The sequence below is a fragment of the Mesorhizobium sp. B3-1-9 genome (assembly GCF_006439595.1).
GTDB lineage: Bacteria > Pseudomonadota > Alphaproteobacteria > Rhizobiales > Rhizobiaceae > Mesorhizobium.
This window is the reverse complement of record NZ_VFTJ01000005.1, coordinates 238,942-252,974: the sequence shown is the minus strand read 5'-3', so window position 1 is coordinate 252,974 and position 14,033 is coordinate 238,942. Positions and strand designations below refer to the sequence as shown.

Genomic DNA, 14,033 nt, shown 5'->3' with positions numbered 1-14,033 from the left:
TTAGTGCCATTGCCCACAAAACGATAATTTGAATTATGCCTTCGATGAAGCCACCATGCAATCCGTGCCTGCGGTGGCGGTTAGAGGATGGGAGCTTTCAGGATATGTTGGCGACGGTAACGCTGGGCGACGACGGACGAACGATCGAGCTTGGCTGGGAAGACGGAGCGGTGAGCCGCTTCCACGCCATGTGGCTGCGCGACAATGCGCTGGACGACAAGACGCGCAGCGCCGGCAACGGCCAGCGGCTGATCACCATCCTCGACATTCCGGCCGGGACGCGGATCGGCTCAGCCTCGATCAAGGGCGGGGCGCTGGAGGTCAGGTTCGTGCCCGAGGACAAGACAGTCAGCTTCCCCGCCCAGTGGCTGTGGGCCAACGCCTATGATCGCGTCGAATCTCGGCAGCTCGGCTGGACGGGCGACGTCATTCAGCGCTGGACCAAGTCGGCAATGCAGAATTCGGTGCCGCGCGCCAGCTACGCGGCGGCCTTGCATGACCGCGGCGTCCTGCGCGAATGGCTTTCGGCGGTGCGGGCCTATGGCTTTGCCGTCATGGATGGCCTGCCCACGGAATCCGGCGCGCTGTGCAAGGTGGCTGACCTCTTCGGCTACATCCGGGAGACCAATTACGGGCGCTGGTTCGAAGTGCGCGCCGAGGTCAACCCGAACAATCTCGCCTACACCAATCTTGGCCTGCAGGCGCATACCGACAATCCCTATCGGGATCCGGTGCCGACGCTGCAGATCCTGGCCTGCATCGAGAACACGGTGGAAGGCGGCGAATCCAGCGTCGTCGACGGGTTCGCGGTGGCGGCGGCGCTTCAGGCGGAGAACCCGGACGGCTTCCGGCTGCTCTCTTCCTATCCGGCGCGCTTCGAATATGCCGGCTCGTCGGGCGTGCGGCTGCAGTCGAAGCGGCCAATGATCGAGCTCGGGCCCGATGGCGAGTTGATCTGCATCCGCTTCAACAACCGCTCGCTGGCGCCGGCGGTCGACGTGCCCTTCGCCGAGATGGAGAAATACTACGCGGCCTATCGCCGTTTCGCCGAACTGATCGAGGATCCTTCCTTCGAGGTGACCTTCAAGCTCGAGCCGGGAGAATCCTTCATCGTCGACAACACCCGCGTCATGCATGCGCGCAAGGCGTTTTCCGGCGGCGGCAAGCGCTGGCTGCAGGGCTGCTACGCCGACAAGGATGGCCTGTTGTCGACGCTGGCGGCGATCGAGCATGGTTTCAAGGAGGCGGCGGAATGAACCCGAACGAATTGAACACGGGCAACATCGTCGAATTCATCGCCGATATCTTCGAGCGCCGCGGCGCCGAATCCTATCTCGGCGAGCCCGTCACCATGTCGGAACATATGCTGCAGGGCGCATGGCTGGCCGAGCAGGACGGCGCGCCGGAAGAACTTGTGGCTGCGGCGCTGCTGCACGATATCGGCCACTATACCAGCGAGTTCGGCACCTATTCGCCCGACGACATCGAGGACAAGCACCATGACGAGGCGGGCGGCGAGGTGCTGGCGCCCTTCTTTCCGCCGGTCATCGTCGAGTGCGTCAGGCTGCATGTCTCGGCCAAGCGCTATCTGTGCGCCACCGACCCGACCTATTTCGGCAAGCTGTCGCCGGCCTCGGTGCATACGCTGTCACTGCAGGGCGGGCCGATGAGCGCCGAGGAAGTCAAGGAGTTCCGCCGCAATCCGTTCCACGACGAAGCGGTGCGCGTGCGCATCTGGGACGAGGGCGGCAAGGTCGCCGACATGAAGACGCGCGCCTTTCGCGACTACGTGCCGCTGCTCGAGCGCGTCGTGAAAAAGTTCGCGGCGGAGAAGGCGGCTTAGAGGCGAAAGTCTGGGGGAGAAAGCCATGTGTTACTGCTTCGACGGCGAACACGCATTGGTGGCATATCAGCCGGATGAATGCAGGGAAGCCAAGCCATTCGAGCGCGCAGCCGCATCGCGGCCGGCCGAAGGCAAAGTGTTGTCGACGGTTCAGCAAAGACGCCGCCAAGGCGGCGCCTTCGCTGGGAAGGGTTCGGAAGTCGGCTATCCCTTGTGATAGACCTCCTGCAGCCCATAGACAGGCGTCGGCAAGCCGACCTGCCTGGCTTTGAGCTGCAGTGACAGATACTGCGAGTAGTGCCGAGACTGGTGCAGGTTGCCGCCGTGGAACCACAGCGCTTGCTGCTGCGTCGGCTTCCACATGTTGCGCTGCTCGCCTTCCCAAGGGCCGGGGTCCTTGGAGGTGCTGGAACCCAAACCCCAGACCTTGCCGACCTTGTCGGCGACGTCCTGCGAGATGAGGTCCGCGGCCCAGCCGTTCATCGAGCCGTAGCCGGTCGCATAGATCACCAGGTCGGCCGGCAATTCCGTGCCGTCGACGAATTTCACGCCGGTTTCGGTGAGTTCCTGCACCGCGGCGCCCGGTCCGCTCTTCAGCTTGATCGAACCGTCGATGACGAGGTCGCAGGCGCCGACATCGATGTAATAGCCGGAGCCGCGTCGCAGGTATTTCATGAACAGGCCCGAGCCGTCATCGCCCCAGTCGAGCATGAAGCCGGCCTTTTCCAGATCCGCGTAGAACGTTGCGTCGCGCTCCTTCATCTGCTCGTAAAGCGGGATCTGGAACTCGTGCAGGATGCGGTAGGGGAGCGAGGCGAAGATCATATCGGCCTTGCGCGTCGTCATGCCGTTCTCGACCGCCTGCTCGGAGTAGAGGGCGCCGAGGCCGATATCCATCAGCGTATCGGACTTGACGATATGGGTCGACGAGCGCTGCACCATGGTCACGTCGGCGCCACCTTCCCACAGCGCCGCGCAGATGTCGTGCGCGGAGTTGTTGGAGCCGATGACCACCACCTTCTTGCCGCGGTATTCATCCGGGCCGGGATGGGTCGATGAATGCTGCTGCTCGCCCTTGAAGATGTCCTGGCCCTTGTATCTCGGCCAGTTCGCCTTGCCCGACATGCCGGTCGCCAGCACAAGCTGCTTGGGCTTGAGCGTGATCTCCTTGCCGTCGCGCTCGACGACGATCGTCCATTCCTTGGCCTTGTTGTCGTATTTGGCGGATTTCGCCGTAGTGGAGCTCCAATAGTTGAGCTCCATCACCTTGGTGTACATTTCCAACCAGTCGCCGATCTTGTCCTTCGGCGCGAAGACCGGCCAGTTCTTCGGAAAGTCGATATAGGGCAGGTGATCGTACCAGACCGGGTCGTGCAGGCAGAGCGACTTGTAGCGCCTGCGCCAGGAATCGCCTGGGCGTTCGTTCTTCTCGATGATGATGGCCGGCACGCCGAGTTGTTTCAGCCTAGCTCCAAGAGCAATTCCGCCCTGGCCGCCGCCGATGATGACGGCATAGGGCTGTCGGGAGTGGCCGAGCTCGGCGAGCTCGTCGTCGCGCTCTTCACGCCACGTCTTGCGGTCCTTGCCGTGGCCATGCTTGGCGCCGAAGGGGCGGGTGAAGCCCGCCTTCTCCTCATGGTCTTTCAACTCCGCCATCGTCGTGAGCAGGGTCCAGATCAGGTCGCCCTTGAACCGCACGAGGCCAAAGCCGCGCGCCACGCCGGTCTCGAAAGTGATCCAGGCGGTGATGACGCCGCCGTCCTCGTTCGCTTCCTCGCCCTTGGCCACCGCCCAACCGGTCGGCTTGGTGCTGGCCAGCGTCGCCTGGAGCATGTCGCGGATCTGGTCGCGGCCTTCCATCGTCTTCAGGTTCCAGGTGAAGGTGACGAGGTCGCGCCAGTAGCAATCGGCCTGGAAGCAGTTGACGGCGCTGTCGATGTCGCCGGCTTCCAATGCCTTGCCGAACTTGTCGAGCAGCGCCTGCGCCTTGGTCGTGGGTGTTCTCTCGAGCATTTGTTCTCCTCCACTTGCTAGAGTCCGTCATGAGCAGCAAGCGGCGTGCCAATCGTGACGTTCATCAAGAATTACAATGAAATCAATCCGTTAGGACAATGTAGATTTCGATCGGCCGCGCCGTACCGAGCCGATGGGTATCGATGCGGCGCATCCAGGATTGAACGACGATGTCGTCGCGGGCCGATCGCGCGCCGGACAGCACCTGTTCGATTTCGCGGATACGCTCCCGCTCGCCAGCCATGCGTCCTCCTCGCACGTCCTCTGCCAGTCCATAGTGGTGCGTCGGAGAAGCACGCTCAACTGTACTATGGTAGCTGTACCGTGAGAGCGCGCGAGCGTGTCGTTCTCACAGGCGGGTGAATTCGCGCTGGACCCCATTGACGAGCCCGCGTTTTCGCCCTTATTGTCCGCGCCCATGAAAACGGCACTCATTCTCGTAGGCAGGCGTGTGGGCAAGGCGGTGTAACCGCCGGGCGAAAACCTCCCATGCGCATCACACAGGCTCCCTCGGGGGCCTTTTTTATTGCCTGAAACACGACTAAACGACCAGCAAATCGCCAGATGGCGGACAGTACGGGACCAGACCGATGAGCAACGGACAGAACGAGCGGCGCGAAATGACAGGCGCCGAAATGGTGGTGCAAGCGCTGAAGGACAACGGCGTCAAGCATGTCTTCGGCTATCCGGGCGGCGCCGTTCTCCCAATTTATGATGAAATTTTTCAACAAGACGATGTCGAGCATATCCTGGTCCGGCACGAGCAGGGTGCCGGCCATGCCGCCGAAGGCTATGCCCGTTCGACCGGCAAGGCGGGCGTCATGCTGGTGACGTCCGGTCCCGGCGCCACCAATGCGGTGACGCCGCTGCAGGACGCGCTGATGGATTCCATTCCGCTGGTCTGCCTCACCGGCCAGGTGCCGACATCGCTGATCGGCTCCGACGCGTTCCAGGAATGCGACACCGTCGGCATCACGCGCCCCTGCACCAAGCACAACTGGCTGGTGAAGGACGTCAACGAACTCGCCGCCACCATCCATGAGGCTTTCCATGTCGCGACCACCGGCCGTCCCGGCCCGGTCGTGGTCGACATTCCCAAGGATGTGCAGTTCGCCAAGGGCGTTTATGTGCCGCCGCAGACGGCGCCGCGCACCAGCTATCAACCCAAGGTCCAGGGCGACCTGGAGAAGGTGAAGGCCGCCGTCGAGTTGATGGCAGCCGCCAAGAAGCCCATCATCTATTCGGGCGGCGGCGTCATCAATTCCGGTCCGGAAGCGAGCCACTTGCTGCGCGAGCTGGTCGACCTCACCGGTTTCCCGATCACCTCGACGCTGATGGGGCTCGGCGCCTATCCGGCGTCGGGCAAGAACTGGGTTGGCATGCTCGGCATGCACGGCACCTATGAAGCCAACATGGCCATGCATGACTGCGACGTGATGATCTGCATCGGCGCGCGCTTCGACGACCGCATCACCGGCCGTCTCAACGCGTTCTCGCCGAACTCGAAGAAGATCCACATCGACATCGATCCGTCCTCGATCAACAAGAACGTTCACACCGACGTGCCGATTATCGGCGATGTCGGACGCGTCCTGGAAGACCTGGTGCGACTGTGGCGGGCGACCGCCAAGACCGACAAGAAGGCGCTCTATCCATGGTGGGAGCAGATCGCGAAATGGCGGGCGCGGGACTCGCTCGCCTACAAGATGAACAACGACGTGATCATGCCGCAATACGCGATCCAGCGGCTCTACGAACTGACCAAGGACAAGGACACCTACATCACCACCGAGGTCGGCCAGCACCAGATGTGGGCGGCGCAGCACTACCATTTCGACAAGCCGAACCGCTGGATGACGTCGGGTGGTCTCGGCACCATGGGTTACGGCCTGCCGGCCGCGCTCGGTGTGCAGATCGCGCACCCGGATGCGCTGGTCGTCGACATCGCCGGTGACGCCTCGGTGCAGATGACGATGCAGGAGATGAGCACGGCGGTGCAGTACAATGCGCCGATCAAGATCTTCATCCTGAACAACCAGTATATGGGCATGGTGCGCCAGTGGCAGCAGCTGCTGCACGGCAACCGGCTGTCGCATTCCTACACCGAGGCGATGCCGGACTTCGTCAAGCTGGCCGAGGCCTATGGCGGCCACGGCATACGCTGCGACAAGCCGGACGAGCTCGACGACGCGATCAAGGAGATGATCTCGGTGAAGAAGCCGGTGCTGTTCGACTGCCGCGTGGCGACCTTGGCCAACTGCTTCCCGATGATCCCGTCGGGCAAGGCGCATAACGAGATGCTCCTGCCGGACGAGGCGACCGACGAGGCGGTGGCCAACGCCATTGACGCCAAGGGCAGGGAACTGGTGTAGGCAGCCACAAAGGCGGGGCTGTCGCGAGAAAGCCGTGCGCAAACAGAGAATTAGCTCAAAAAGTCTGAAATCGAGATTCACCTTATGAACGCACAGCACCTTCAACCGACCGGCTCCGCCTATTTCATCGCCAAGGAAACCGAGAAGCCGGAAACGCACACGCTTTCCGTGCTGGTCGACAACGAACCGGGCGTGCTTGCCCGCGTCATCGGCCTGTTCTCGGGCCGTGGCTACAACATCGAGAGCCTTACCGTCTCGGAGACCGAGCACGAACGGCATCTGTCGCGCATCACCATCGTGACGCGCGGCACGCCGCATGTGATGGAGCAGATCAAGCACCAGCTCGAACGCATCGTGCCGGTGCACAGGGTGGTCGACCTGACCGTGCGCTCGCATGAGCTTGGGCAGGAACGGCCGCTGGAGCGCGAACTTGCGTTGGTCAAGGTCGCCGGCACCGGCGACGCCCGGGTCGAGGCGCTTCGCCTTGCGGATGCTTTCCGCGCCTCGGTCATCGACGCCAACACCGAGCATTTCATCTTCGAGATCACCGGCAAGGGCTCCAAGCTCGACCAGTTCATCGCCATCATGAAGCCGCTCGGCCTGGTCGAGATCTGCCGCACCGGGGTGGCGGCGATGAACCGCGGCCCACAGGGAATGTGAACAGGACGACCGTCCTGTTTCACGCTTTGGCACGGCGGTTGCCCGTCTCTGGCTTTTTGCGCATTTGCTAAAGGGACAGTAAGGCTGACATATCCGGGAGGATAACATGTCGCTCGACGCATTCCTTGCCCTGCTGGTCTACGCCTTCGTGACGTCGATCACGCCGGGACCGAACAACCTCATGCTGCTCGCTTCCGGCGTCAATTTCGGTATCGCCAGGACGGTTCCGCACATGCTGGGCGTCAGCATCGGCTTTCTGGTCCTGCTTTTGGCCGTCGGCTTCGGGCTCGGCGCGGTGCTGACGGCGTTTCCGGCGCTGCATACGGCACTGAAGATCGCGGGCGCCGCCTACCTGCTCTACCTCGCCTGGAAGATCGCCATGTCCCGCTCGATAAGCGACAAAAAAGGGGCGGAGGGGCGGCCGATGCGCTTCATCGACGCCGCTGCGTTCCAGTGGGTCAACCCCAAGGCATGGGTGATGGCGATCACCGCCATGGCCGTCTACACCAATTCCGATCACCCGTTCGTCTCGGTGGCGCTGATCTCGATCGCCTTCACCATCGTCAACCTGCCCAGCGTTTCGGTGTGGGCCGGCTTCGGCACGGCGCTGCGCGGCTTCCTATCGGATCCGGTGCGGCTGAAATGGTTCAACATCGCCATGGGCGTGCTGCTGGCGGCGACGCTGTGGCCGATGCTGCGCTAGTAAAGATGTGTTGATACTCAGGTGATGCCGATCCACGGCTTCCCGTCTCACCTGTATTGAATACGCTCGCCCCGTTCCCGGAAGGGGCATGTTTGGCCTGATTTTCGGCCTACTTTCGATCGGATGAGGGCGCCTGATCCTGCTCATTTGCCGGCTGCCCAACATTTGTGCACTGCACATTAAATCTTCGTAATCCCGCGTTTTGGCCCTTTTCCGCCAGAGCCTTGTCCTATCTATTCGGCGAAAATCGCGGCGAAGCGCCGTGAATCGAGCTAAGATGGACCACCGGGATCGGCGTGTCGGGTAGAGGGCTTATTTTGTCGATGCGCGGAAAAATCGCCTTTGCAGTTGTAGCGGTCGCCTGTCTGGCGGGCGCCGGGCTCTATTTTTCGCCCACGACGTTGGCCAAGGTCCAGGAGCTCATTTCGGGCAAGCAGGCTGGCGCTGCCGCCGCGGACAAGACGGCCGGCGGTGACAAGACAGCCAGTGCATCGGATAATGCGAAAGGCGGCAGCGGGCGTTCGGCCTCGATCGTTTCGGCGACCGCGACGACCGCCGATTTCCCGATACGCCGCTATGCCATCGGCTTCGTCTCGTCGCCGGCGGTGGTCAGCATCAATGCCCGTGTTTCCAGCCAGATCGTGTCGATCGCGGTCAAGGACGGGCAGATGGTCAAGGCCGGCGATCTTCTCATCTCGCTCGACGACCGCGCGCTGAAGGCGCAGCTCGCCAAGGACCAGGCGACGCTCACCAAGGACCAAGCAATGCTGGTGAGCGCCCAGGCCGACCTGCAGCGCGCCAAGGACCTCGTCGCCAAGCAGGCTGGAACGCAGCAGACCTACGATCAGGCGCTGGCGGCGCAGAAGGCCGCGGCCGCCACCATCGACGCCGACAAGGCGACCATCGATGCCGACACCGTGCAATTGAGCTACGCGACGATTACGGCGCCGATCGCGGGCCGGCTCGGCGCCGTCAACGTCTCGGTGGGCGATCTCGTCACCACCAGCAACGGCAACTCGAGCAGTTCGACGCCGCTGGTCACCATCACGCAGATGGACCCGCTGCAGGTGAACTTCACGCTGCCCGAGAGCAACCTTGCCCTGTTGCACAAGGCGCTCGCCGACCCGCAGCAAGGCGACGTGACTCTGACCAAGGACGGCGATCCCACGCCGATCGGCAAGGGCACGCTCGATTTCGTCGATTCCAGTGTCGATACTGCCTCCGGCACCATCGCCACGCGGGCGAGAATACCCAATCCGGATCTTTCGCTGTGGCCCGGGCAATATGTGAACGTGGTGCTCGAGGCCGGCACGATGCCGCAGATGACCTCGGTTCCGACGGTCGCGGTGCAGCCCAGCCAGAAGGGGCCGTTCGTCTATGTGGTCAAGCCGGACAACACCGTCGAGATGCGGCCGGTGCAGGTGGCGCTGACCGAGGGCCAGAACAGCGCCATCAGCGATGGTCTCAAGAGCGGCGACAAGGTCGTCGTCGAAGGCCAGACGCGATTGAAGAACGGCGCGGCGGTGCACGAAGGCAAAGCCGTGGCCGGATCCACTGATCAGGCATCGCCCAAGGTCGCGGAGGCCGACAAGGCCGGCGGGGCGAGCCAATGATCTCCGAATTCTGCATCCGCAAGCCCGTCGCCACCCTTCTGATGTCGTTCGCCCTCATTCTGGGCGGCATCTTTGCCTACAAGTTCCTGCCGGTGGCGGCGCTGCCCAGCGCCGAATTTCCCGTGGTCAACGTCTCGGCCAGCTTGCCCGGCGCCTCGCCGGAGACGATGGCGACATCGGTGGCGACGCCGCTGATCAAGCAATTCGCGACGATCGCCGGCATCGATTCGATTTCGACCACCAATTCGCTCGGCCAGACCTCGATCGCCATCCAGTTCGTGCTCAACCGCGACATCGACGCGGCGGCGGCGGACGTCCAGGCGGCGATCGCGCGCACGCAAAAATCGCTGCCGCCGGAAATGACGGCGCCGCCGAGCTATCGCAAGGTCAATCCGGCCGACGCGCCGATCCTTCTGATGTCGCTGGTCAGCGACACGGTTCCGCTGACCGATCTCGACGCCTTCGCCGAAAACGTCATTTCACCTTCTCTGTCGACCATCGACGGTGTGGCCCAGGTCTCGATTTACGGCCAGCAGAAATATGCCGTGCGCATCCAGATCGATCCGACCGCGCTGGCGGCGCGCGGCATCTCGATCGATCAGCTGCAGGCTGCGATCGCTTCGGCCAACAGCAACACGCCGCTCGGCGTCCTGCAGAACAACAAGCAGCAGCTGACCATCACCGCCAACACACAGCTCGACAACGCCGCCGGCTTCTCCAACCTGATCATCGCCACCAAGAATGGTCACCCGGTGCGGCTGGGCGAGGTGACGCGCGTCGTCGACTCGGTCGAGACCACAACGACGGCAAGCTGGTATGACGGCACGCGCGCCATCATCCTCGCGGTCCAGCGCCAGCCCGACGCCAACACCGTCGAGGTGGTCGACAAGGTCAAGGCGATGCTGCCGTCCTTCCAGGACCAGATGCCGGCGGCGGCCAGCATCAAGCTGCTCAACGACCGCTCGACCTCGATCCGGCAAGCCGTCGACGACGTCCAGTTCACGCTGCTCCTGACCATCGCCCTGGTGGTGATGGTGATCTTCGTGTTCCTGCGGCGGGTGACGGCGACGATCATTCCGGCCGTGGCGGTGCCGATCTCGCTGATCGCCACGCTCGGCGCGATGTTTCTGTTCGGCTTTTCGATCGACAACATCTCGTTGATGGGATTGACGCTTGCCGTCGGCCTTGTCGTCGACGACGCCATCGTCATGCTGGAAAACATCTTCCGCCACATGGAAGAAGACGGGCTGTCGGCCTTCGACGCCTCGCTGAAGGGCGCGCGCGAAATCGGCTTCACCATCATCTCGATCTCGATCTCGCTGGTGGCGGTGTTCATTCCGGTGCTGCTGATGGGCGGCGTCATCGGCCGCATCTTCAACGAATTCGCTGTCGTGGTGACCGTCGCCATCCTGGCCTCTATGTTCGTGTCGCTGACGCTGACGCCGATGCTCTGCTCGCGCCTGCTGTCGGTGAGCAAGGCCGATCGCGAAAAGCATGCCCCCGGCCACAAGCCGGACTTCATCACGCGCGGCTACGACCGGATCCTGGGCTTCTGCCTGCGAAACACCTTCCTGGTGTTCCTCGTCTTCGTCGCAACCGCGGCTGCCTCGGTGTGGCTGATCCAGGTTTCGCCAAAGGGCTTCTTTCCGCAGGAGGATATCAGCCAGATCTCGGTGACCACGCTTGCGCGCCAGGACATCTCCTTCGACGCCATGGTCAAGCTGCAGGGCAAGGTCGCCGATGTATTCTCCCATTCTCCCTATGTGACGCATGTCGCGTGGTCGGTGGGCGGCAGCCAAAGCGCGCTCAACCAGGGCCGGCTCTATGTGCAGCTGAAGGACAAGAGCCAGCGCCCCGACATCGAGAAGGTCCAGTCCGACCTGAGGCGGCAACTTTCGAATGTGGCCGGCATCGAAGCCTATATGCAGCCGGTGCAGAATCTCAGGCTGGGCTCACGGTCGTCGGCCAGCGCCTATCAGCTGGTGGTGCAGGGCCTGGATACCGGTCAGACCGACATCTGGGCGCAGAAGCTGGACGACGCGATGGCCGCGGACCACACGACCTTCACCGACGTCACCAGCGACCTGCAGAACAACGCATTGCAGGCATCGCTGGTGATAGACCGCGACAAGGCCGCCCAGCTCGGCATCGATACCGACACGCTGCGTTCGGCCCTCTATGGCGGCTTCGGCACCGATCAGGTTTCGACGATCTTCGGTTCGGCCGACAGCTATGAGGTGATCACCGAGCTCGATCCCAAGATCGAATGGTCGCCCGAGCGAATGCTGGCCATCCAGATGCGGACGTCCAGCGGCAGCCTGGTGCCTCTCGGCGCCTTCGCGCATGTCGACCGCACGGCCGGCGCGCTGACAGTCAATCAGCTCGGCCAGCTTCCGGCGGTGACGGTTTCCTACAATCTGCCGCAGGGCGTGTCGCTCGGCGACACGGTGACCCGCATCGAGCAGCTCAAAGAACAGATCGGCATGCCGAAGGAGATCTCGACGAGCTTTGCCGGCACGGCCAAGACATTCCAGGATTCGCTTGCCAACCAAGGCTTCCTGATCGGCGGCGCGATCCTGACGATCTACATCGTGCTCGGCATGCTCTATGAGAGCTTCATCCACCCGCTTACCATCCTCACCGGCCTGCCGTCGGCGGTGCTCGGCGCGGTGGTGGCGCTGCGCTTCGCCGGCATGGACCTGTCGGTGATCGCGGTGATCGGCATCCTGATGCTGATCGGCATCGTCAAGAAGAACGGCATCATGATGGTTGACGTCGCGCTGGAGCTCAGGCGACAGGGCATGTCGGCGAAGGAGTCCATCCACAAGGCCTGCCTGATGCGTTTCCGGCCGATCATGATGACGACGCTTGCCGCGTTGATGGGCACGTTCCCGATCGCGCTCGGCACCGGCGCCAGCGCCGAGCTTCGCCAGCCGCTCGGCGTCGCGGTGGTCGGCGGCCTGCTCGCCTCGCAGGCGCTGACGCTGTTCGTCACGCCGGTGATCTACGTCTATTTCGAGAATTTCTCCGGCTGGCTGCTCGGCTTCTTCTCGAAGAAGAGCAGTCCGGCGCTGCATGTGGTGGAAAGCGGCGAGCAAGCCTCGCTGTTCGACACCAACGATGATATCCCGCAAAAGACCGCCGCCGAGTAGGCGGCGGCTCTGGCCCAAGCCGTCATGCTTGCGGCGCGGTGTGGGCAATCGTAACCTCGTGACATGGCCCACGATCATGACCACGACAACGAGCTCGATCCGTTCGCGGCGCGCGTGCGCGCGCTGGAGACGATCCTGACGCAAAAGGGCCTGATCGATCCCGCGGCCATCGACGTCATCGTCGACACCTATGAGACCAAGATCGGTCCGCGCAACGGTGCGCGGGTGGTGGCAAAGGCCTGGAGCGATCCGGCTTACGCCGATTGGCTGAAGCGCGACGCGACCGCGGCGATCGGATCGCTCTCCTATACCGGTCGCCAGGGCGAGCACATGCAGGCCGTGTTCAACACCGACGAGACGCATAACCTCGTCGTCTGCACGCTCTGCTCCTGCTATCCGTGGTCGGTGCTCGGCCTGCCGCCGGTCTGGTACAAGGCGCCGCCCTACCGCTCGCGGGCGGTGATCGATCCGCGCGGCGTGCTGCAGGAGTTCGGGTTGACGCTGCCGGCGGAGATGAAGATCCGCGTCTGGGATTCGACGGCCGAGCTTCGCTACCTCGTGGTGCCGATGCGGCCCAAGGGCACGGAAGGCTGGAGCGAGGAACAACTCGCCGGACTGGTGAGCCGGGATGCGATGATCGGCACGGCGGTCGCGAAGGAACCGACATGAACGGGCCGCAGGATCTCGGTGGGCAGATGGGGTTCGGGCCGGTCGCGCCCGAAACGGTCGAGCCTTATTTCCACGCCGCATGGGAAAGGCGGGCGCTCGGCGTCACGCTCACCGCAGGCGGCATGGGCGCCTGGAACATCGACGAGAGCCGGCATGCGCGGGAATCGCTGCATCCCGCCGACTATTACTCATCGAGCTACTACCAGATCTGGATCAAGGCGCTGGAAACGCTCCTGAAACGCCACGGCTTCGTTACCGAGCGCGACCTTGCCGTCGGCAAGGCGGTCGATCCGGCCGCGACGCCGAAACGGGTGCTGAAGGCGGCGGATGTGCCGGTCGTGCTCGCCAAGGGCGGGCCGTGCGACCGGCCGGTTGCCACGCCGGCTCGGTTCCAGGCGGGCGACCAGGTGCGGACGAAGAATTTCAACCCGACCGGCCATACGCGCCTCCCACGTTATGCGCGCGGCAAAAGCGGGACGATCGATGCCGTTCGCGGCGGCTTCGTCTTCCCCGACACCAATGCGCATGGCAAGGGCGAGAACCCGCAATGGGTCTATACGGTGGTGTTCGACGGGGTCGAAATCTGGGGCGAGGGCGCCGATCCGACGCTGAGCGTCTCGATCGACGCCTGGGAGAGCTATCTTGAGCCGGCATGATGCTGCTTTGCCGGCCGATTTTGGCGAGCCGGTCTTCGCCGAGCCGTGGCAGGCGGAAGCTTTCGCCATGACCGTCGCGCTGCACGACAAAGGCCTGTTTTCGTGGAGCGAATGGGCGGAGGCCTTGTCGGCAGAGGTGAAGCAGCCGGGCGCGGCGAGCGACGGCCACGATTACTACGAGCATTGGCTGGCGGCGCTGGAGAAGCTCTTGTCCCGGAAGGGTATCGTCCGAGAAGGCGGGGTGGATGAACTCGCCGCCGCGTGGGAGCGCGCCGCCCATGCGACGCCGCACGGCAAGCCGATCCTGCTGGAGAATGATCCGGGGTTCTGATCGCGACTTGCCAGCCAGTGG

The 14,033-nt window shown here is 63.4% G+C and carries 12 protein-coding genes; 10 read left to right on the top strand and 2 right to left on the bottom strand.

Translation table 11 applies throughout. The annotated features are described in order from the left end of the window. Positions 1 to 104: 104 nt before the first annotated feature. Positions 105 to 1,256: a gamma-butyrobetaine dioxygenase gene (locus FJW07_RS11700; protein ID WP_140856532.1), complete on the top strand. Its 1,152-nt coding sequence runs from the start codon at positions 105 to 107 to the stop codon at positions 1,254 to 1,256. Further along, positions 1,253 to 1,843 carry an HD domain-containing protein gene (locus FJW07_RS11695; protein ID WP_140856531.1) on the top strand — a complete coding sequence of 197 codons (591 nt, stop codon included), beginning with the start codon at positions 1,253 to 1,255 and terminating at the stop codon, positions 1,841 to 1,843. Before FJW07_RS11700 ends, FJW07_RS11695 begins: the two co-directional genes overlap by 4 nt. A gap of 204 nt (positions 1,844 to 2,047) precedes the next feature. On the opposite strand, the gene FJW07_RS11690 is transcribed toward FJW07_RS11695, so the two are convergent. Together FJW07_RS11690 and FJW07_RS31715 are read right to left on the bottom strand one after the other, a co-directional pair. Further along, positions 2,048 to 3,856 (bottom strand): NAD(P)/FAD-dependent oxidoreductase, encoded by a 1,809-nt coding sequence (locus FJW07_RS11690; RefSeq protein ID WP_140856529.1) that lies wholly within the window; start codon positions 3,854 to 3,856, stop codon positions 2,048 to 2,050. An 82-nt stretch (positions 3,857 to 3,938) separates the two neighbouring features. Then, a complete protein-coding gene (locus tag FJW07_RS31715) occupies positions 3,939 to 4,100 on the bottom strand; it encodes a hypothetical protein (protein WP_181182613.1) in 162 nt (53 codons plus the stop codon). A 346-nt stretch (positions 4,101 to 4,446) separates the two neighbouring features. Between FJW07_RS31715 and FJW07_RS11685 the strand changes: the two genes are divergently transcribed. The 8 genes from FJW07_RS11685 (at position 4,447) to FJW07_RS11650 (ending at position 14,012) form a co-directional block, all read left to right on the top strand. Next, on the top strand, positions 4,447 to 6,228 hold the full coding sequence (locus FJW07_RS11685; RefSeq protein ID WP_140856527.1) for an acetolactate synthase 3 large subunit: 1,782 nt from the start codon (positions 4,447 to 4,449) through the stop codon (positions 6,226 to 6,228). A gap of 84 nt (positions 6,229 to 6,312) precedes the next feature. Continuing rightward, positions 6,313 to 6,888 (top strand): acetolactate synthase small subunit, encoded by a 576-nt coding sequence (gene ilvN, locus FJW07_RS11680; protein WP_140644219.1) that lies wholly within the window; start codon positions 6,313 to 6,315, stop codon positions 6,886 to 6,888. Positions 6,889 to 6,994: 106 nt separating this feature from the next. Then, entirely contained in the window at positions 6,995 to 7,591 is a 597-nt protein-coding gene (locus FJW07_RS11675) for a LysE family translocator (RefSeq protein WP_140856525.1), read from the top strand. Positions 7,592 to 7,914: 323 nt separating this feature from the next. Then, positions 7,915 to 9,204: an efflux RND transporter periplasmic adaptor subunit gene (locus tag FJW07_RS11670; protein WP_140856523.1), complete on the top strand. Its 1,290-nt coding sequence runs from the start codon at positions 7,915 to 7,917 to the stop codon at positions 9,202 to 9,204. Next, the gene (locus FJW07_RS11665; RefSeq protein WP_140856521.1) at positions 9,201 to 12,356 is read left to right on the top strand and encodes an efflux RND transporter permease subunit; all 3,156 of its coding nucleotides are present in this window, start codon (positions 9,201 to 9,203) and stop codon (positions 12,354 to 12,356) included. The genes FJW07_RS11670 and FJW07_RS11665 overlap by 4 nt, the downstream gene beginning before the upstream one ends. Before the next feature lie 63 nt (positions 12,357 to 12,419). Continuing rightward, a complete protein-coding gene (gene nthA, locus FJW07_RS11660) occupies positions 12,420 to 13,025 on the top strand; it encodes a nitrile hydratase subunit alpha (protein WP_140856519.1) in 606 nt (201 codons plus the stop codon). Beyond that, entirely contained in the window at positions 13,022 to 13,681 is a 660-nt protein-coding gene (gene nthB, locus FJW07_RS11655; RefSeq protein WP_140856517.1) for a nitrile hydratase subunit beta, read from the top strand. The genes nthA and nthB overlap by 4 nt, the downstream gene beginning before the upstream one ends. Further along, a complete protein-coding gene (locus tag FJW07_RS11650; RefSeq protein ID WP_140856515.1) occupies positions 13,668 to 14,012 on the top strand; it encodes a nitrile hydratase accessory protein in 345 nt (114 codons plus the stop codon). The genes nthB and FJW07_RS11650 overlap by 14 nt, the downstream gene beginning before the upstream one ends. Positions 14,013 to 14,033: the final 21 nt, after the last annotated feature.

What these genes read in the sequence shown, in the direction of transcription:
- FJW07_RS11665 (WP_140856521.1), top strand. Translation starts at nt 9,201, where the DNA reads ATGATCTCCGAATTCTGCATCCGCAAGCCCGTCGCCACCCTTCTGATG.
- FJW07_RS31715 (WP_181182613.1), bottom strand. Translation starts at nt 4,100, where the DNA reads ATGGCTGGCGAGCGGGAGCGTATCCGCGAAATCGAACAGGTGCTGTCC.
- FJW07_RS11670 (WP_140856523.1), top strand. Translation starts at nt 7,915, where the DNA reads ATGCGCGGAAAAATCGCCTTTGCAGTTGTAGCGGTCGCCTGTCTGGCG.
- FJW07_RS11700 (WP_140856532.1), top strand. Translation starts at nt 105, where the DNA reads ATGTTGGCGACGGTAACGCTGGGCGACGACGGACGAACGATCGAGCTT.
- FJW07_RS11675 (WP_140856525.1), top strand. Translation starts at nt 6,995, where the DNA reads ATGTCGCTCGACGCATTCCTTGCCCTGCTGGTCTACGCCTTCGTGACG.
- FJW07_RS11685 (WP_140856527.1), top strand. Translation starts at nt 4,447, where the DNA reads ATGAGCAACGGACAGAACGAGCGGCGCGAAATGACAGGCGCCGAAATG.
- nthB (WP_140856517.1), top strand. Translation starts at nt 13,022, where the DNA reads ATGAACGGGCCGCAGGATCTCGGTGGGCAGATGGGGTTCGGGCCGGTC.
- FJW07_RS11695 (WP_140856531.1), top strand. Translation starts at nt 1,253, where the DNA reads ATGAACCCGAACGAATTGAACACGGGCAACATCGTCGAATTCATCGCC.
- ilvN (WP_140644219.1), top strand. Translation starts at nt 6,313, where the DNA reads ATGAACGCACAGCACCTTCAACCGACCGGCTCCGCCTATTTCATCGCC.
- nthA (WP_140856519.1), top strand. Translation starts at nt 12,420, where the DNA reads ATGGCCCACGATCATGACCACGACAACGAGCTCGATCCGTTCGCGGCG.
- FJW07_RS11690 (WP_140856529.1), bottom strand. Translation starts at nt 3,856, where the DNA reads ATGCTCGAGAGAACACCCACGACCAAGGCGCAGGCGCTGCTCGACAAG.